This window comes from Nocardioides eburneus (assembly GCF_040838215.1).
Taxonomy (GTDB): Bacteria; Actinomycetota; Actinomycetes; order Propionibacteriales; family Nocardioidaceae; genus Nocardioides; species Nocardioides eburneus.
The window spans coordinates 43,176-60,969 of the sequence record NZ_JBFPJR010000004.1; the positions used below are offsets into that span (position 1 = coordinate 43,176).

The following is a 17,794-nucleotide window of genomic DNA, read 5'->3' on the forward strand; positions in this document are numbered from 1 at the left end:
GGTCAGGCTGCGCCACGGCGCCCGTGGGCGGCGCGGAGCAGCGCGGCCTCCTGCGCCGAGACGGTGTGTGTCCCGGTGGCGTCGACGAGGCGGACCAGGCCGTGTGGTGTGGTCCAGAGGTATCGCCCCAGGCCGAGCTGCTCGACCCGGTAGGCGAGGTGGGTCTTCGCTCGATGCGAGCCGCGCGTGAGTGGCGCGACGTTGAGGTCGCTGGTCTGGCCCGGTGGGCCACCGGGATCGTAGGGGACCGGGTGGTCGTGGTCGACCCGACGCCCGACGGCGGTGGCGTGCGGGAAGACGTCGGAGGCTGCGAGGCGCAGGCGCGTGCGCTCCTTGAGGTGTTCGGGGTGCTCGTAGGAGTTGACCGACCGGATCTCTGCGAGGTCGATCACGGGGGCGAGCTCGATGTCGGTGTGGCCGACCAGCCGCGCGAGGTGGGACGCGAGCATCGGGCCGAGCCCCTCGACCCGGGCCACCCCGTCGCCGGAGAGCAGCGTCGACTCGTGGAGATGGACGTAGACCCTGGCTCGGGGTCGCGGTCGCGCCGGGGCGTCGTCGGCTCCGAGCGCGCCGAGGAGATCGAGGAGGGCGGCTGGCCGCGCCAACCAGCCGAACGCGGCCGCGCGCAGCTCGTCCCGGGTGGCGTCGTCCGCCAGCTCCGGATGGTGCTCGGCCCTGACCTCCGGGGTGCGGGCGAGCACGTCGGCCGTGCGGTCGACGAGCTCGTCGACCCAGTAGGCGGTCTCCGGGCTCACCTTCGCGTAGACGCTCCGAGTGGCCAGGACCTCGCCGCTGGCGTCCGGCCCGTCGGCTCGCGGCCGCCCGATCCACACGCCCCGCTCGCGCGCCTTCTCGGCCAGCTGCGCGGCGTGGAGCACCGTGTCGGCCTCGATGACCTTCGCCTCCGCGATCGCCAGCAGGCGAGACGGGGACTCGTGGCGAGCGTCCGAGACGGCCTGGTCGACGACGCCGACGACAGCCTTCGAGAGCCGGCGCGACCTCGCCGCGACCTTGCGAGCGACCCACGGCTCGATCTCCAGCGCGCGCACCGCGGCCCAGAGCAGGGGAAGACGGTGCCGCAGGTCGAGTGCGTCGGCCAGGGCGGCGCGGGTCGCCGCGGTCGTCGTCGCCCGTGCGATCGCAAGCTCGGGCACGGCCAGCTCGCGCACCGCCGGAGTCCCGTCGCCGCCGAGCTGCAGCAGCCGGTCGCCACCGGGCGCGGACGTGGGCGGCTCCTCGCCGTGGCGGTCGGCCCAGGCGAGCCCGACCAGAAGGTCCTCCACCACCGGCGCACGCCGCTCGCGCACGAGCTCCTCGGCGCGCCGCAGGAGCGCGTCGGGGGAGTCGCTGACGTCGATCGGCATGCCTCCAGTCTACGCCCGATCGCAGCATAAGGGAACACTTGTTCGGACTCTGTGGACAACCCGGCCGCCGTCCGGGGATCGTCGGCGGGGTCGCACGCTGGTCGTCCGGCACCACGAGAGGGGCCAGCATGGCCACAACCGACATTCCCCTGATGACCGTGGCGCTTCCGTGGGACCGGTGCCACGATCGGTCCCATGGCGTACGACGGCATCCTGGCCACCCGGATCCGGGACGCCGTCGGGCGCGCTGCCGTCGAGGCCGGCCACGAGCCGCGCGAGATCGCGATGTTCGGTGGGCTCTGCTGGACGGTCAACACCCACATGGCCGTCGGGATCATCCGCGACGAGCTGATGGTGTCGGTCGGGCAGGACGGCGTCGACGCCGCTCTCGTGCGGGGCGCCCTCCGGGGCATGATGGGCGAGCGGCCGATGGCGGGCACGGTGCTCGTCGACGCCGCCGACGTGCCGGACGAGGCGCACCTGGCCGCGTGGGTCGGCCCGGCCGTTGCCCGTGCTGTCTCGAAGCCGCCGAAGCCGTCGACGAGGCGCTAGCTGACCTTCAGCACGTCCACGCGAACGGCTCGGCGCTGACCTCTCGGGTCGGCACGATCATGCGAACAGGTCCCACCGCGTCAGGCCTGCGGGTCCTCCAACGACCCGAGCGACTCGGCGTCGACGATGCGGTAGGCGTACCCCTGCTCGGCGAGGAAGCGCTGCCGGTTCTGGGCAAACTCGGCGTCCACGGTGTCACGGGAGACGATCGTGTAGAAGTGCGCGGTCTTGCCGTCGCGCCCGGGTCGCAGGAGACGCCCGAGCCGCTGCGCCTCCTCCTGGCGGGAGCCGTAGGAGCCGGAGACCTGGATGGCGACCTCGGCGGACGGCAGGTCGATGGAGAAGTTCGCGACCTTGGAGACGACCAGCAGCTTCTCCTCGCCGGCGCGGAAGGCGTCGAAGAGCCGCTGTCGCTCGTTGACCGGTGTCTTGCCCTCGATGACGGGCGCGTCCAGGGCCGCGGCGATCTCGTCGAGCTGCTCGAGGTACTGCCCGATGACGAGCGTCGGCTTCCCCTCGTGGTTGGCGACGATGTCACGCACGACGTCGATCTTGTGGTGGGTACACGACGCGAGCCGGTAGCGCTCCTCGGGCTCGGCCGTCGCATAGACGAGCCGCTCGTCGTTCGGCAGCGTCACCCGGACCTCGACGCAGTCGGCCGGGGCGATCCAGCCCTGCGACTCGATGTCCTTCCACGGGGCGTCGTACCGCTTCGGGCCGATCAAGGAGAAGACGTCGCCCTCGCGGCCGTCCTCACGCACCAGGGTCGCCGTGAGTCCGATCCGACGGCGGGCCTGGAGGTCGGCGGTCATCCGGAAGATCGGCGCGGGCAGCAGGTGGACCTCGTCGTACACGATGAGCCCCCAGTCGCGGGCGTCGAGGAGCTCGAGGTGGGGGTAGACGCCCTTCCGCTTGGTCGTGAGGACCTGGTACGTCGCGATCGTGACCGGCCGGATCTCCTTGACCGATCCGGAGTACTCGCCGATCTCGTCGGGGGTCAGCGACGTCCGGCGGACGAGCTCGTCCTTCCACTGCCGTGCGGAGACGGTGTTGGTGACGAGGATGAGGGTGGTCGCCTTGGCGTGCGCCATGGCGGCGGCGCCGACGAGCGTCTTGCCGGCCCCGCATGGGAGTACGACGACCCCCGACCCGCCGTGCCAGAACGACTCGGCCGCCTCCTGCTGATAGGGCCGCAGCTCCCAGCCGTCCGGGGTCAGCTCGATCTCGTGCGCCTCGCCGTCGACGTACCCGGCGTAGTCCTCGGCCGGCCAGCCCAGCTTGAGCAGCGCCTGCTTGAGGTTGCCGCGTTCGGAGCCGTGCACGACGACGGCGCCCTCCGAGCCGGGCACGGCGTCGTCGATGCGCGCGCCGAGCATCCCGGCGACCTTCTTGCTGCGGACGACCTCCTCGAGGACGGCCCGGTCGGAGGAGACCAGCAGCAGCCCGTGGACGCCCTCCAGATGCGGGGGAGCCTTCTCGAGGCGGAGCCGACCGTAGCGGGCCATCGTCTCGGCGACGTCGACGAGCAGGGCGTGGGGGACCGGGTAGCGCGAGTACTCCAGCAGCGTGTCGACGACCTGCTCGGCGTCGTGGCCGGCAGCGCGCGCGTTCCACAGACCGAGCGGGGTCAGCCGGTAGGTGTGGATGTGTTCCGGCGACCGCTCGAGCTCCGCGAACGGCGCGATCGCCTTCCGCGCGTCCTGCGCGCGGGGGTGGTCGACCTCCAGCAGCAGCGTCTTGTCCGACTGGACGATGAGGGGGCCGTCGTTCACAGCGGTCAAGCGTACGAGGGCGGGCCCAGGTTGTGAGTGTCAGCGCGGACCGGGGGCCGCGCTGACACTCACAACGCGCGCACCGACCGGATGCGTGGGACCGAGAAGGTGAGTACGCCGTCGGCGGCCCGGTCCCGGGCGGTGAGCTGTCCACCCTCCACCGACAGCGGCTCGACGACGCGGTCGGTCGGCACGCCGCGCGAGTCGAGGTAGGTGATCGTGACGCTCCGGCCCGCGTCGACGGCCTCGCGCAGCACCGCGAGCGAGCTGCCGGGGGTGACGGCCGGGGCGGTGGCCGGGCGCTCGGCGTGGGCCCGGTCGCCGGCCCGGATCGAGGAGACCACCGCGGCCACCCGTGCCGTCTCGCGGGCCTCCGCCGCCCCGGCCGGACGCCGGTCGCGGTCCCGCGGGGTCCGCGCGCGCCGCGCGTCGGGGCGGGCGACGTGGACGGCGCCGTGCTCGTCCTCGACGACGGGCGAGGCGCCGAGCTCGCGCAGCCGGGGGAGGAGGACGTCGATCGGGAGGGTGCTGACCAGCACCGTCGGCGCGAGTCGGCGCAGTCCGAGGCTCTCCGACGCGGGGTGCGCGAGCAGCTCGGCGAGGGTGGTCTCGTCGTCCCCGCGCAGATAGGCCGCGGCGTACCCCACGCGCACGGAGCCGAAGGTCCGGGCGGTGTCGTCGACGAGATAGCTGAGCGGCTGGGGAACCGGCGTCCGCGACACCGTGGCGAGGAACGCGTGCAGCTCGGTCGCGGTGAAGCCGCGGTCGAGGGCGCGGCGTACGGACGCCTTCGTGAAGCGGTAGACCGTCGCACCGCCGCGCGACTCCACGTCGGCGACGAGCTGCAGCTGCCGGGCCAGGTGCGACTCGAGGGGGCCCGGGGCGACCGCCGTCAGGTCCGCCTGGAGCAGCACGTGGTCGACGGGCTCGGGCAGCAGGGCGGCGAGCGTCGGGGTCGGATCCTCGCCGGCGAGCAGAGGCCGGGCGTACGACGCGAGCCCGCCGAGACCGGTGACCCCGAGCGCCTCGGCCTCGGTGAGTGTCCAGGCCACCTGCTGGGCGCGCGTGCGGGGCCGGCGCGGCCGCTCCCAGCCGAGCCGGGCGACGACGGCGGGGCCACCCGTGCCGGCCGCTAGCACCTCGCCCTCGGGGATGGCGGCGAGGACGTCGAGCGTCATCCGGCGCGTCTCCGCCATGAAGGCGTCGGCCAGCTCAGGGACGAGCGCGTTCCAGGCCTTGCCGCTGGTGTCACGCTGCCCGACGAGCCCCGGCATGCGGGGTGAGGCGAGCCAAGCGCGGACGAGCGTCACCCACCGCGTCGCCGGCGATTGTTCGACCCAGGTGTCGACGAGGTCGGTCGGGAGCCACGCCGGGTTGCCGTCGGCGTCGGCCGCGGTCGTGACGAGGCCGGCCGCGGAGGCCACCTCGACGAGCAGTGCCGCGGTCGGCTCGTCGACGTGCAGCCGCAGGGCGGTCGCCTTGAGGTCGCGTACGCCGAGACCGCCACTGCGCAGGGCGGCCGGCGGTGTCGCGCCCCAGCCGTCGAGGAGCAGCTCGATCCGGCGTACCACCTCGAACGCGGCGCCGGCGGCGGCGCGGTCGACGAGCGACGCGGCCCGTGCGGTGGTGGGGACCTCGGGTCGAACGTCGACCCGGGTGGTGGTCGTGCGGCCGCCGCGGAGGGCGATCCCGACCTCGCCCGGCAGGAAGACGGCCCCGGAGCTGCGGGGCACGAGGAGCCGCCGCGAGATCAGCTCTTCGGCGGGCGTCGTGGCCTGGTCGGGTGTGATCGTCGTCCGCGCCGAGCCGGTGGTGGCCTCGCCGCCCTGCTCGGCCACGTGGTCGAGGAGGGCGCGGGCCGCGGGGGAGAGCTCCGCGAGCCGGGCCTCGATCTCCGCGGCCGAGAGCGGCTCGGCGGAGCGCGGCTGGAGCCCGCTCGTGCCGGGACCGCCGCGCATCGCGTCGCCGACACCGGTCAGCGCCCGCAGCCCGCCGACGGAGCGCCAGGCCAGCGCCAGGTCCTCCAGACGGGCGACCGCCGCCCGCACCGCGCTCGCGTCGGCGCTCACGATGGAAGACAATTCCTCGACGGTGGTTTGGCCCGCCACGACGAGGGCATCAAGCACCGAGAGCTCGCACCGGTCCAGCTGGTCGAGCGCACGCACCAGCGAAGATCGGGTCGCCGCTCGGGCAGCGAGCTGGCCGGAGTCATGAGGGGCAGGAGTGGCGAGATCAGGACGGGCCAGCAGCAGCAGGGACAGACGGGCGTCCGACCAGGCGCGCACCTGGTCGGCGAGGGATCGGAAGCCGCTGGTCATCGTTTCAACGCTAGCGTTCCTCCACCACGCCGAGGGGAGTCGCCGGTGAAGAAGCTGGTCGTCCACCACGGCGCTGCCACGGATGTGGGCCTCGTCCGGCAGATCAACGAGGACTCCCACCTGGCAGCGCCGCCCGTCTTCGTCGTGGCCGACGGGATGGGCGGCCACGACGGGGGAGACATCGCGAGCGAGATCGTCGTCCAGGAGCTCGCCAGGCTCGCCGACCACAAGTTCGACCCCGAGGCGGGGCAGGTCGCCATCACCGAGGCACTCGGCCTCGCCCAGCGGCGCATCACGGCCTACGTCGTCGACCAGCAGGCGCGCGGCGCCCATGACTTCTCCTCGGGCACGACCTGCGTCGCCGCGCTCCTCGTCGAGGGGTCGGCCGGCCCGCAGTGGCTGCTCGCCAACGTCGGCGACTCCCGCATCTACCGCTTCTACGACGGCGAGCTCGCCCAGGTCAGCGTCGACCACAGCCTGGTGCAGGAGTTGGTCGACGCCGGCAACCTCACGCCCGAGGAGGCCGCGCACCATCCCGACCGCAACGTCATCACCCGGGCCCTCGGCGGCCTGGCGCCGGCGGTCCCGGACTTCTTCCACGCCATGCTGCCTCCGGGCGCCCGCCTGCTGTTGTGCTCCGACGGCGTGAGCGGGATGATCGACGACCCGGCCATCGCCGGGATCCTCGCCGAGTCGACCGATGCCCGCGACACCGCGGAGCGCCTCGTCGCGGCCGCCGTCGCGGCCGGCGGGCGTGACAACGCGACGGCCGTCGTCGTCGATGTGGTGGGATTGACCGACGAGAACCCCTACGACTCCGCGCAACAGCGCGCGAGTCTGGAGCAGAAGCTGGGAGTCCTGCCGTGAGTGAAGCCGCTGGTACGTCCTACACCCCGGGCAGCTGGTTCGGGATCGTCGGCGACAACGCCACCGTCCTCCTGCCACCGTCCGAGAAGGCCCGCGCCGGGTCGTTGTGGGCGCTGGTCGACGACGGGGGCGGCTTCGACGAGGTGCTCGACGCCTTGGTCTCCTCGGGCCTGCGCACGCTGCCGGGGTTCGTCCTCGTCGCCAAGCAGGACGACGTCACCCGCGTCGTCGTCCGCGGCTCCGCCGTCGCGACGTTCACGACCACCGACGGTGAGACCGTCGTCGACGGCTCCGACGCCGCGACGTGGGCCGAGCGGTCGTTGACCGAGGTCTCCGCGATGAGCATCGACCTCGGCGAGGAGCCCAGCGGCCCCTCGCACGTCCTCACCGGCGGCCTCGTCCGCGTCTCGGGTCTGCAGATGCCGCCGCCCGCGCCGGCCGCTCCCGCCCCCGCGCCGGCCGCTCCCGCCCCCGCTCCGGTCGCTGCGCCGCCCACGGCCCCGCCGCCGGCCCCCGCGGCCGAGAGCTCGGCCGGCTTCGCGGCGCCCGCGCTCAGCGTCGTACCCCCGATCCCGGACGCGCCCACCGCCGCCGAGCCGTCGGAGCCGTCTGAGCCGTCTGAGCCGTCTGAGCCGTCGGGGCCCTCGGCGCCCGCCCCTGCCGCGCCCACCTTCCCGCCGGGCAGCGACCCGCTGACCGACCCGTTGACAGACTCGTTCAGCGCCCTGCTTCCGTACGCCGACGCCGCGCCCGCCGAGGGAGCCGCCGACGACACCTCCGACGAGCCCGCCGACGAGCCCGCCGACGAGCCCAGCGACGACGAGCCCGCCGACGAGCCCAGAGACGACGAGCCCGAGCACGGCGATGCCGAGAGGGCAGCCGAGGCGACGGGCCTGGGCGCCGACGACGAGACCGGTGACCAGCCGGTGACCCCCGACGTGGCCGACGAGATCGGCGCGGCGCCGGCGGACGGTGGGTTCGATGCGCACGTCGGCTCGGCGCCGGGCTTCCCGCCGCCTCCGCCGGGTTTCCCGCCGCCGCCCGCGCCGCCCGCGGCTCCGTCCTTCCCGGCGCCGTCCACCCCGCCGCCGCCTCCGGCGTGGGGTACGCCGCCGGAGCAGCCCGCCGAGCCGGCTGGTCCCACCGACGACCACGACGGCCTGACGCGCGCCGGTGCGCCCGCGGCGGCTGACTTCTCCCGTCCGGCCGCCGGCATCCCGGGTCAGCCCGAGGCGCCGAAGGTCACCGCCTACCCGGTCGCCCGCCTGGAGTTCTCGAGCGGCGACCGTGTGGACGTCGACCGTGCGGTCCTCATCGGCCGCGCGCCCGAGGCCGGCCGGCTCAACCGCGACGACCAGCCGCTCCTGGTCACGGTGCCGAGCCCTCATCAGGAGATCTCGTCGACCCACTGCGAGATCCGCCCCGGCACGGGGGTCGACCACGGGGCCGCCGTCGTCACGGATCTGGGCTCGACCAACGGCACCGTGCTCGTCCAGCCCGGCCTGCCGCCGGAGGAGCTCCGGCCGGGTGTCCCGGTCCAGCTGATGCCCGGCGCCGTCGTCGACCTCGGTGACGGACTGACCATCCGGGTCTCGCATCCGTGACCCAGCCGGTGACCCAGCTGGTGCAGGCGCCTGCGGCGGCGCTCATCGTGGCCGAGCCCGACCGCCGGTTCTACGCGTTCGCCGTCGACCGGCTGGTCGCCTGGCTGGTCTACGCCGGGGGAGCGGTCGGTGCGTGGGCGGTCTTCTTCCGGCACGGCTCGGTCGTCGCCGGCATCGTGCTGCTCGCGGTGGTGGTCCTCGCCGTCTGGCTCGTCGGTGCGCTGATGACGGGACTGGCCGGCGCGACGCCCGGGAAGAGCCTTCTCGGGCTCAGGGTGGTCAGCGTCGACACCGGCCGACCGACCGGGCTCGGGGCGGCGCTGCTGCGCCAGGCGGTCCTCGGCGTCGCGACCGTCCCCACTGCTGGCATCGGCACCGCCATGCTCGCCTGGATGGCGGCGATGGACCCGACCGGACATCGCCGTGGCTGGCACGACTCGCTGGCCGGCACGGTCGTCGTCGACGTACGCCCGCAGCCGGAGGCGCGCGCCGAGGACGAGGCGCCCGTGCCGCGGCGCGTCGTCAACCTCACCGCCATGCGGCTCATGCCCGCGCCGGCGACGCCGGACCCGGAGCCGGCGCAACCCGTGCGGCTCGAGGGCTCGACCTTCACCGGCTCCCGGCCGATCCAGTTCCCGTTCGGCCAGGCGGCCCCCGCGCCGAACGCCACGCCCGCGCCGAGCCCCGCGCCTGCGCCCAGCCCCGCGCCTGCGCCGGTCTCGGCCCCGGCGCCCGCCCAGCACGCTCGGCCGGCGACCCCGGTCGAGCCCGCGCTGCCGGCGTACTCCCCGGCAGCTGCCCAGGCACCGGCCACGCAGGCGCCGGCCCCCGAGCCTGCTCCGGCGCGCCATGTCGCGCCGGCGGCTCAGCCTGCCGCCCCAGCGGCCGCGACGGCCCGCTGGCGGGTCTCGTTCGACACCGGTGAGAGCTTCGTCGTCGCCGGTCTGGCGCTGGTCGGGCGCGGACCGGAGCCGCGGCCGGACGAGCAGGTGTCCCACCTCGTGGCGCTGACGTCGAGCGACATGTCGCTGTCGAAGACCCATGCGCAGTTCCAGGTCGTGCCCGACGGGACGCTCGTGGTGATGGACCGCGGCTCCACCAACGGCACGACGCTCATCCGCCAGGGTGCGGCCCGCCCGCTCGGTGCCCGCAAGCCGGCCACGCTCGTCCACGGTGACCGGGTGCGGTTCGGCGACCGCGAGATGCTGGTCGTCCGCGAGGGCTGAGCCGGGCCGTCGGGCCTACGCGTTGGGGACGTGGTCGAACGTCGCCGGGCGGTGCAGGAAGCGGAAGTGCGAGGCCGGCCACACGAGCGCGACGACCTTGCCGACGACGAGCGAGACCGGGACGAAGGCGTTCTGGCACCGCCGTGCCAGCGTCGCGTTCGTCTTCGCCCGTCGCAGCTCGGGCGGGCTGCAGAGGTGGTACGACGAGTCGGCGGAGTCTCCTCGGTTGTCACCCATCACGAACAGTCGCCCGGCGGGCACCTTCGCGGTCCAGCCGCGGCACCCTCCGCCGTACGTCCCCTCGGCCTGCTCCATCGGGCCGTCGCAGTCCTCCTGACGCGCGATGAACCCGTCCTCGTCGAGCGGCTGGCCGTTGACCTCGATCCGCCCGTGCGAGTCGCAGCAGTGGACGGTGTCGCCGGCGACGCCGATGACGCGCTTCACCAGGTGGCCGCCGGTGGGGTAGAGCCCGACCTTGGCCAGGACGCGCCCGACGGCGCCGGTGGGCGGCGCGTCCGCGTCGGCATCGAGCCAGCGGCCGGGGTCGGCGAAGACGATGACGTCGCCGCGGCGCGGCTGACCGTGCAGCCAGTAGGACGGCTTCTCGACCAGGATCCGGTCGTTGATCTTCAGCCCCGGCTCCATCGAGATCGACGGGATGTAGAACGCCTGGACGAAGAAGGTCTTCACGACGAGGGCGAGGACCACGGCCACGACGATGAGGACCGCCGTCTCGACGACGACCCGGACGGGTCCGCTGCGATGGGGCTTCGCCGTCTCGGGCGCGTCGGTGCTCACGCGGGGACTTTAGCCAGTGACAGGTCGGCCGACCTGCTCGGCTAGTGTCGACGGCATGTCGTCCGGGTCCCCGCCACCGCCGCTGGTGGTCGGGTTCGACCTCGACATGACGCTCATCGACACGGTCCCCGGGTTCCGCACGATGTTGCGGTTGCTGGGCGAAGAGTTCGCCGTCGAGCTCCCGGTGGAGCAGCTCATCTCGAAGCTCGGCCCGCCGCTCGACCACCTGCTCACGCCGTACCTTCCCGCCGACCGGATCGACGCCGCCGTCGACCGCTTCCGGGTGCTCTACCCCGACCATGCGATCCGGTCCGTGCCGGCGCTGCCCGGCGCGGTCGAGGCGCTCGCCGCCGTACGCCGCCATCGCGGCCGCGTGCTGGTCGTGACGGGCAAGTTCACCGCCAACGCCCAGCTCCACGTCGACCACCTCCGCCTCGAGGTCGACCTGCTCGAGGGCAAGGTGTGGGGCGTCGGCAAGGGGGAGGTGCTGCGTCGCGAGGGTGCGAGCATCTACGTCGGGGACCACGTCCACGACGTCGAGGGCGCCCTGGCTGCCGGGGCGTTGAGCGTCTCCGTGCTCACCGGCGGCTGCACGCGGGCGGAGCTCGAGGCGGCGGGGACCCACGTCGTGCTCGAGGACCTGGGCCAGTTCCCGGCCTGGCTCGACGACCACCTGCTGGCCACCCGGCTCGCCGCGCTCGAGGCCGACCTGCAGCAGCGGGGGAGCGTGATGGTCGCCTACTCCGGCGGCGCCGACAGCGCGTTCCTGCTCGCCGCCGCCGTGCGCGCGCTCGGCGCGGACCGCGTCGTCGCCGCGACCGGCTACTCCGACAGCCTGCCCCTGCGCGAGCGCGACCCCGCGGCGCAGTTCGCCGCGGACCTCGGCGTACGACTCATGACACCGCGCACCCACGAGATGGACCGGGAGGGCTACCGCGCCAACGGCCCCGACCGGTGCTTCTTCTGCAAGGCCGAGCTGCTCGAGACCCTGGTCCCGCTCGCGCGGGAGCACGGTCTCGCCCACGTCGCAACCGGCACCAACGCCGACGACGCGGTCGCGGGCTTTCGGCCCGGCATCCGGGCCGCCGACGAGCGCGGAGCGATCGCGCCGCTGCGCGACGCCGGCCTGACCAAGGCACAGGTCCGCGAGGCGTCCCGGCGCTGGCGCCTGCCGACGTGGGACAAGCCGGCCGCGGCCTGCCTCTCCTCCCGGGTCGCGTACGGCGTCGAGGTCACGCCCGGCCGGCTCGCCCGGGTGGAGCGTGCCGAGGACGCCGCCCGCGCACTGCTCGCCGGGGCCGGCGTCCGCAACCTCCGTGTGCGTGACCTCGGCGACCGCGCGTCGATCGAGCTCGACCGCGCGCTGCTGCCGCTCGATCCCGCGCTCGAGGAGCGGGTGGTGGCCGCGGCAGTCGTCGCGGGCTTCGCGGAGGCGGTGGTCGACCCGCGTGGCTTCCGCTCGGGCTCCATGAACGAGGCTCTGCGCCGTCCGTGACGCAGACCCTCCGCCGGCTGTGGGACCACGCCACCGCCGTCCAGCCCGTGCCCGAGCCGGCGTGGGTGATCGGCACCGGTGTCGTCGCGCTGCTCCTCGTCCTCCATCGGCCGACGTGGCAGCGCGTCCGTCTCGGCATCACCGTCGTCCATGAGGCGGGCCACGCGCTCGTCGCGGTGCTCGTGGGTCGTCGGCTCTCGGGGATCCGGCTCCACTCCGACACCTCCGGGGTCACCGTCTCGCGCGGGCGGCCCCGCGGACCCGGCATGGTCCTCATGCTGGCCGCCGGCTACCTCGCCCCCGGCCTGCTCGGGCTGCTCGCCGCGCTGCTCCTCACCGCCGGTCACGCCCTCGGCCTGCTGTGGATCCTGGTCGTGGTCCTGCTCGCGCTGCTGGTCTGGGTCCGCAACGGCTACGGCCTGCTCACCGTCGTCGTGCTCGGCGGGGCGCTCGCCGTCGTCAGCGTGTACGCCGCCGGCCCGGTGCAGTCGACGATCGCGACCCTGGTCACGTGGCTGCTGCTCCTGGCCGCCCCGCGGCCGGTGCTCGAGCTGCTGGGCCGCGGTCGCGCCGTACGCCGTGGCTCGGACGTCGACCAGCTCGCCCGGATCACGCCGCTGCCGGCACTGTTGTGGGCCTGGCTGCTGCTCGCCGCGGATCTGGCGGGGCTCGCCGTCGGCGCTGCGACGCTCGTCCCGCAGCTGGTCTCCTGAAGCCCGGAAGCCCGCCGACCGGGTTAGGTCACATGCCCTAGGCTTCATCTCTGCCCGACGCCGACCGGCCGGGCGACCAACGCGAGCAAGACGTCGAGCAAGAAGAGGTCAGACCGGTGCCCACTGGCAAGGTGAAGTGGTTCGACGCCGAGAAGGGTTTCGGCTTCCTGTCGCAGGACGACGGCCCGGACGTCTATGTCCACGCCGACGCGCTCCCCGCGGGCGTCGCGAAGACGCTCAAGGCCGGCACCCGTGTCGAGTTCGGCATCGCGCAAGGGCGCCGCGGCGACCAGGCGCTCTCGGTCCGTGTGCTCGGCGGCGCCACCTCCGTCGCGCGCAACCAGGCAGCGGCCCGCCGCAAGAAGCCCGACGAGATGGTGGTGATCGTCGAGGACCTCACCAAGATCCTCGAGCGGATCGAGGAGGGCTACCGCCACGGACGCCACCCCGACCCCAAGGTCGCCAAGCGGGTGGGCGAGGGCCTCCGCGCGCTGGCCGACGAGTTCGACCAGCTCTGACGCGCGGCTGAGGCCTCACGCCCGGTCGACGCTCACCTGAGGTCGCGGCGAGGCGAGGACGTAGACCGCCCAGGCGGCGAGCACGGCGAAGGCCACCCAGAGCCCCAGCCTCGCGTTGAGCGGCAGCGCGATCCCGACGAACCCACCGACGACCCAGGCGAGCTGGAGCGTCGTGTCGGAGCGCGCGAAGGCGCTCGTCTGCACCCGCTCCGGCACGTCGCGCTGGATGGTGGAGTCGAGGGAGAACTTCGCGAGCGCCTGCCCGGCGCCGGCGACCAGGCCGATCAGCGCGAGCGTCAGCACGCCGTAGAACAGCGCGCACACCGCCGCCGCGGCGGCGTCCACGAGCAGCACCACGGTGACCGTGATCTGCGGCTTGATCCGGCGCAGCAGCGAGGCGGCCACCACGCCGAGGAAGTTCCCCGCACCCGCGCCGCCCGCGACGATCCCGAGCAGGAGCGTCGGCTTCCAGCCGGGGAGAGGATGCTCCTGCAGCAGGAACGACATGAACATCAGCAGGAAGCCGTAGAGCCACTTCGGCGCGCAGTTCGCGCGCAGCGCGAACGCGACCGCGGCCGGGATGCGGACCCGCGGCCGCGCCGGGCGCCCGCGGCGGGTGAGCGGCTGGGTGTCCTCGTCGGCGTGACCCTCACGCCCGGTGAACGCGAGCGTCCCCTCGCCGTGGCTGCTGTCGACCTGGGCGGGCAGCCGGATCGCCAGCACGGTGGCGACGATGAAGAGCAGCGTCGCATAGCGCAGCACCCAGTCCGGACCGAGGACCGCGCACAGCCCCGCGAGCGGTGCGGAGACCGCCACCCCGACCATGCCCGACATCGACACCCGGCCGTTGGTCTTCACGAGCGTGAAGCCCGCGGGGATCAGGCGAGGCACGGCCGCGGCCCGCGTCACGCCGTACGCCTTCGACATGACGAGGACGCCGAGCGCGGCGGGGAACATCGCGAGCGACTCGCTGGTGATGGCGTCCGCGAGGATCCAGCACAGGAACGCCCGGATGCCCATCGTGGCGCCGATCGCCCAGCGGCGACCGTGCGCGAACCGGTCGAGGAACGGGCCCAGCAGCGGGGCGACGATGGCGAAGGGCAGCATCGTCAGCCCCAGGAAGAGCGCGACGTGGGACCGCGAGCTCTCACCGCCCGTGCCCGGCATGGAGAAGAACAGCGAGCCGGCCAGCGAGATCGCGACCGCGGCGTCCCCGGCGGTGTTGAAGGCGTGCATCTCGAGGAGACGGTTGAGCCCCGACTCCGCGGCCCCCTGCGCGTCGGCCGCCCGGCGCGCGGTGGTCATCGCGAACCTGCCGGCGCGGCGCACGCCACGGGCGGTCGCGGTCATGCCCCGACCGACCGCCTTCGCGGCGTCCTTGGGTCGCGGCCCCGGCCCGGAGGTCTCCGAACCGGCCTCGTCCTGCGGATGCGGGTCACGCCAGCGCTGGTCGGGGTCGGTCGAGCTCATGCGCTCCATCCTGCCCCCTCGCGCCGACACGCGCGGTGGGACGACACGACCCCGACCTGACAGTGGCAGGGGTCATGGGTGAGGATGTGCCCGTGACCACGACCGCCAGCCCCTCCGCCGACCAGGCCGCGCTCGCCGCCGTCGACGAGGCCCGCGCTGCCCTCGTGTCCGACGTCGGGTCGCACGACGTGGGGGACTACCTCGGGCCGATCGTCGAGGACGAGCTCGTCGTGACCCATCTCTTCGCGTGCACGCGCGCCGGCTACGTCGGCTGGCACTGGTCGGTCACGGTCGCCCATGTGCCGGGCGACGATGCGCCGGTCACCGTCGATGAGGTCGTCCTCATGCCCGGCGCCGAGGCGATCGTCGCTCCCGCCTGGGTGCCCTACCGGGACCGCATCGAGCCGGGCGACCTGTCGCCGGGCGACCTGCTGCCCGTGGCCGACGACGACCCGCGGCTGGTGCCGACCTACGCCTTCGGCGACGACCCGCTCGACGCGGACGCCAAGGCGCAGGTCCGCCAGGTCGCGCAGGACCTCGGTCTCGGCCGGATCCGGACGCTCTCGCCGGAGGGCTTCGACCTCGCCGCCGAGCGGTGGTACGCCGGCTCCGGCGGCCCCTCGGCCCCGCTCGCCCAGGCCGCCCCGGACCAGTGCCACAGCTGCGGGTTCCTGGTCCGCCTCACCGGTCATCTCGCCGCACACTTCGGCGTGTGCGCCAACGGCGACGCGAACGACGACGGCCGGGTCGTCAGCATGGACCACGGATGCGGGGCGCACTCCGAGGTCCGCCTCGCGAAGAAGCACGAGCCCAAGCCTCTCCCCGAGCCGGTCTTCGACACGCTCACTGTCGACGAGGTCGAGAGCTTCTAGCGGGGGGACGCCCCACTCACGGCGTCTGCGCGAGCCGCTTGGCGCGCAGGCGCCGGCACCACTCCACGCCGATGGCACCGAGGCCGAAGCCGGCCAGACAGGTCCACAGCCACCAGAGGTGTCCGTCGTCCTTGAGCCGTCCGTAGAACGGCAGGAGGGCGAGGAAGGCGACGGCCCAGACGAGGGTGCCGATCTCGACCGTGCGCACGCCATCGACGTCGAGCGGGGGGATCTCGGGCAGGTTCCCGTCCGTCTCGATGCGCTCGTCGTCCACGCCCGCATCGTAGTCCGTCTCGCTTGGTGAGCCCCAGACGCGCGAACGGGAATGATTAGCATGGGTAATGAGTTAGGCTCATGACATGCCCACGCTGGAGAACATCGCTCGCACGGACGCCGGCCTGGCGTCGGTCCTGCGCATCTCGGTCATGCGGCTCCGCCGCCGTCTTGCCAACGAGCGTCATCCGAGCAACGTGCTCTCGCTCGGCTCGATGGCGGTGCTCGGAGCCCTCGTCGCCAACGGCGAGACGACGCTGGGGGAGCTGGCCGCCCGCGAGCGGGTCCAGCCGCCCAGCATGACGCGGACGGTCAACTTCCTCGAGGAGGGTGGCTTTGTCACCCGCCGCCCCGGGGACTCCGACCGCCGACAGGTCCTGGTGTCCATCACCGAGAAGGGCCGCAAGACCGTCAAGGCCGACCGCGCCAGCCGCGACGCCTGGCTGGCCCAGCGCCTGTCCGAGCTTTCCCCCGACGAGATCGACGTGATCCGCCGGGCCGCCCCCATCCTGGAGAGAATCGCTTCCCAATGATCGGCACCGCATGAGTCCGACCTTCCGCGCGCTACGCAACCCGAACTACCGGCTCTACCTGGCCGGTAGCGTGGTCTCGAACACCGGGACCTGGCTCCAGCGGACCGCGCAGGACTGGCTCGTGCTCAAGCCGCTCCACGGGGGCGGGACCGATCTCGGCATCGTCACGGCGCTCCAGTTCCTCCCGGTGCTGCTCCTGACGCCGTACGCCGGGGTCGTCGCGGACCGCTTCTCCAAGCGCCGGATGCTCCAGGTCACGCAGGCCTCGATGGCCGCGGCGTCCTTCCTGCTCGGTGTCCTCGCGCTCGCGGGGGTCGCCGAGATCTGGATGGTCTACGTCATCGCGTTCCTCTTCGGGGTGGGCTCGGCCTTCGACGTGCCGGCGCGCCAATCGTTCGTGTCGGAGATGGTCGGCCCCGACGACCTCACCAACGCCGTCGGGCTCAACTCGGCGAGCTTCAACACCGCGCGCATCGTCGGTCCGGCGCTCGCCGGCCTGCTCATCGCGCTCTTCGGGGGCGGTGCGACCGCGACCGGCATCGTGATCCTGATCAACGCGGTCTCCTATCTCGCGGTCATCGGGCAGCTCCAGCGGATGAACACCGCCCTGCTCAACTCCCCGAAGCTGCGTGCGCGCGGCAAGGGCGCCCTGCGCGAAGGGGTGGCCTATGTCCGCACCCAGCCGCGCATGCTCTACGTCCTGGTGCTGGTCTTCTTCGCCGGCACCTTCGGCATGAACTTCCAGGTCACGTCCTCCCTGATGGCGACCCAGGTGTTCGGCAAGGGCGCGGGCGAGTTCGGCATCCTGGGCTCGACCCTCGCGATCGGCTCGCTCACCGGAGCGCTGCTCGCCGCCCGCCGTACGACGATCCCGCTGCGGCTCCTCGCGTTCGCGGCGGCCGGCTTCGGCGTCGCCGAGATCGTGGGCGGGTCGATGCCGACCTACGTCAGCTTCGCGATCTTCTGCCCGCTCATCGGGTTCTGCACGATCACGCTGCTCAACAGTGCCAACGCGACGATGCAGACCGCGTCGGACCCGGTGATGCGGGGTCGCGTCATGGCCCTCTACATGACCGTCGTCCAGGGCGGGACCCCGATCGGCTCGCCGGTCATCGGCTGGGTGGGGGAGCACCTCGGCGCCCGGTGGGCGCTGTGGTCCGGAGGCGCGCTCACGCTGGTCGGCGTCGTGCTGGCCGTCCTCCTCCTGGCCCGGTTGAGCCAGCAGCATCGCAGCGTTTTGACCGCACCTACAGCGCCCGGTAGCCTTTTTCCGCGTGTCTGGGACAACCAGGCCGTTGCGCGTGCCCGGAAAGCATCCGAGAGTCAAGAGATCGAGGACCGGGCGCCGCTCCCACACTGAGATCGGTGATCATGCCGTGAAAAGCGGTGTTGAGGAAGGGCGACACGCCCGACCTCGGG

General features: G+C 73.5%; 16 protein-coding genes. 10 read left to right on the top strand and 6 right to left on the bottom strand.

The genetic code is table 11. The features are described 5' to 3' along the window. Nucleotides 1-2 precede the first annotated feature (2 nt). Complete coding sequence (locus AB3X52_RS03140) at nucleotides 3-1,364, bottom strand: hypothetical protein (protein WP_367991325.1); 1,362 nt, start codon at nucleotides 1,362-1,364, stop codon at nucleotides 3-5. A gap of 195 nt (nucleotides 1,365-1,559) precedes the next feature. On the opposite strand from AB3X52_RS03140, the gene AB3X52_RS03145 reads away from it, so the two are divergent. Further along, nucleotides 1,560-1,916: a hypothetical protein gene (locus AB3X52_RS03145; RefSeq protein WP_367991326.1), complete on the top strand. Its 357-nt coding sequence runs from the start codon at nucleotides 1,560-1,562 to the stop codon at nucleotides 1,914-1,916. 80 nt (nucleotides 1,917-1,996) lie between these two features. On the opposite strand, the gene AB3X52_RS03150 is transcribed toward AB3X52_RS03145, so the two are convergent. Together AB3X52_RS03150 and AB3X52_RS03155 are read right to left on the bottom strand one after the other, a co-directional pair. Further along, nucleotides 1,997-3,688 (bottom strand): DNA repair helicase XPB, encoded by a 1,692-nt coding sequence (locus AB3X52_RS03150; protein WP_437440530.1) that lies wholly within the window; start codon nucleotides 3,686-3,688, stop codon nucleotides 1,997-1,999. Nucleotides 3,689-3,756: 68 nt separating this feature from the next. Beyond that, nucleotides 3,757-6,006 (bottom strand): helicase-associated domain-containing protein, encoded by a 2,250-nt coding sequence (locus tag AB3X52_RS03155; RefSeq protein WP_367991328.1) that lies wholly within the window; start codon nucleotides 6,004-6,006, stop codon nucleotides 3,757-3,759. A 45-nt stretch (nucleotides 6,007-6,051) separates the two neighbouring features. Between AB3X52_RS03155 and AB3X52_RS03160 the strand changes: the two genes are divergently transcribed. Genes AB3X52_RS03160 through AB3X52_RS03170 form a run of 3 tightly spaced genes read left to right on the top strand, consistent with a single transcriptional unit; the run spans nucleotide 6,052 to nucleotide 9,703 of the window. Continuing rightward, on the top strand, nucleotides 6,052-6,873 hold the full coding sequence (locus AB3X52_RS03160; protein WP_367991329.1) for a PP2C family protein-serine/threonine phosphatase: 822 nt from the start codon (nucleotides 6,052-6,054) through the stop codon (nucleotides 6,871-6,873). Further along, nucleotides 6,870-8,477: an FHA domain-containing protein gene (locus tag AB3X52_RS03165; protein ID WP_367991330.1), complete on the top strand. Its 1,608-nt coding sequence runs from the start codon at nucleotides 6,870-6,872 to the stop codon at nucleotides 8,475-8,477. The genes AB3X52_RS03160 and AB3X52_RS03165 overlap by 4 nt, the downstream gene beginning before the upstream one ends. Further along, entirely contained in the window at nucleotides 8,474-9,703 is a 1,230-nt protein-coding gene (locus tag AB3X52_RS03170; protein ID WP_367991331.1) for an RDD family protein, read from the top strand. The genes AB3X52_RS03165 and AB3X52_RS03170 overlap by 4 nt, the downstream gene beginning before the upstream one ends. 15 nt (nucleotides 9,704-9,718) lie before the next feature. On the opposite strand, the gene lepB is transcribed toward AB3X52_RS03170, so the two are convergent. After that, nucleotides 9,719-10,501 (bottom strand): signal peptidase I, encoded by a 783-nt coding sequence (gene lepB, locus AB3X52_RS03175; protein ID WP_367991332.1) that lies wholly within the window; start codon nucleotides 10,499-10,501, stop codon nucleotides 9,719-9,721. A gap of 55 nt (nucleotides 10,502-10,556) precedes the next feature. On the opposite strand from lepB, the gene larE reads away from it, so the two are divergent. The 3 genes from larE to AB3X52_RS03190 all read left to right on the top strand — a co-directional run bounded on the left by larE (nucleotide 10,557) and on the right by AB3X52_RS03190 (nucleotide 13,227). Then, nucleotides 10,557-11,996, top strand: coding sequence for an ATP-dependent sacrificial sulfur transferase LarE (gene larE, locus AB3X52_RS03180; protein ID WP_367991333.1), 1,440 nt, complete (start codon nucleotides 10,557-10,559; stop codon nucleotides 11,994-11,996). Further along, nucleotides 11,993-12,709 (top strand): M50 family metallopeptidase, encoded by a 717-nt coding sequence (locus AB3X52_RS03185; RefSeq protein ID WP_367991334.1) that lies wholly within the window; start codon nucleotides 11,993-11,995, stop codon nucleotides 12,707-12,709. The genes larE and AB3X52_RS03185 overlap by 4 nt, the downstream gene beginning before the upstream one ends. A 116-nt stretch (nucleotides 12,710-12,825) precedes the next feature. Continuing rightward, entirely contained in the window at nucleotides 12,826-13,227 is a 402-nt protein-coding gene (locus AB3X52_RS03190; protein WP_367991335.1) for a cold-shock protein, read from the top strand. Nucleotides 13,228-13,242: 15 nt separating this feature from the next. Here AB3X52_RS03190 and AB3X52_RS03195 read toward each other — a convergent pair whose 3' ends face one another. After that, nucleotides 13,243-14,697 (bottom strand): MFS transporter, encoded by a 1,455-nt coding sequence (locus AB3X52_RS03195; protein ID WP_367991336.1) that lies wholly within the window; start codon nucleotides 14,695-14,697, stop codon nucleotides 13,243-13,245. Nucleotides 14,698-14,789: 92 nt separating this feature from the next. Between AB3X52_RS03195 and AB3X52_RS03200 the strand changes: the two genes are divergently transcribed. Then, entirely contained in the window at nucleotides 14,790-15,569 is a 780-nt protein-coding gene (locus tag AB3X52_RS03200; protein ID WP_367991337.1) for a DUF3027 domain-containing protein, read from the top strand. A 16-nt stretch (nucleotides 15,570-15,585) separates the two neighbouring features. On the opposite strand, the gene AB3X52_RS03205 is transcribed toward AB3X52_RS03200, so the two are convergent. Further along, the gene (locus AB3X52_RS03205; RefSeq protein WP_367991338.1) at nucleotides 15,586-15,843 is read right to left on the bottom strand and encodes a DUF2530 domain-containing protein; all 258 of its coding nucleotides are present in this window, start codon (nucleotides 15,841-15,843) and stop codon (nucleotides 15,586-15,588) included. A gap of 85 nt (nucleotides 15,844-15,928) precedes the next feature. On the opposite strand from AB3X52_RS03205, the gene AB3X52_RS03210 reads away from it, so the two are divergent. Beyond that, complete coding sequence (locus AB3X52_RS03210) at nucleotides 15,929-16,375, top strand: MarR family winged helix-turn-helix transcriptional regulator (RefSeq protein WP_367991339.1); 447 nt, start codon at nucleotides 15,929-15,931, stop codon at nucleotides 16,373-16,375. Nucleotides 16,376-16,385: 10 nt separating this feature from the next. Next, a complete protein-coding gene (locus AB3X52_RS03215; RefSeq protein ID WP_367991340.1) occupies nucleotides 16,386-17,735 on the top strand; it encodes an MFS transporter in 1,350 nt (449 codons plus the stop codon). The last annotated feature ends 59 nt before the right edge of the window (nucleotides 17,736-17,794 follow it).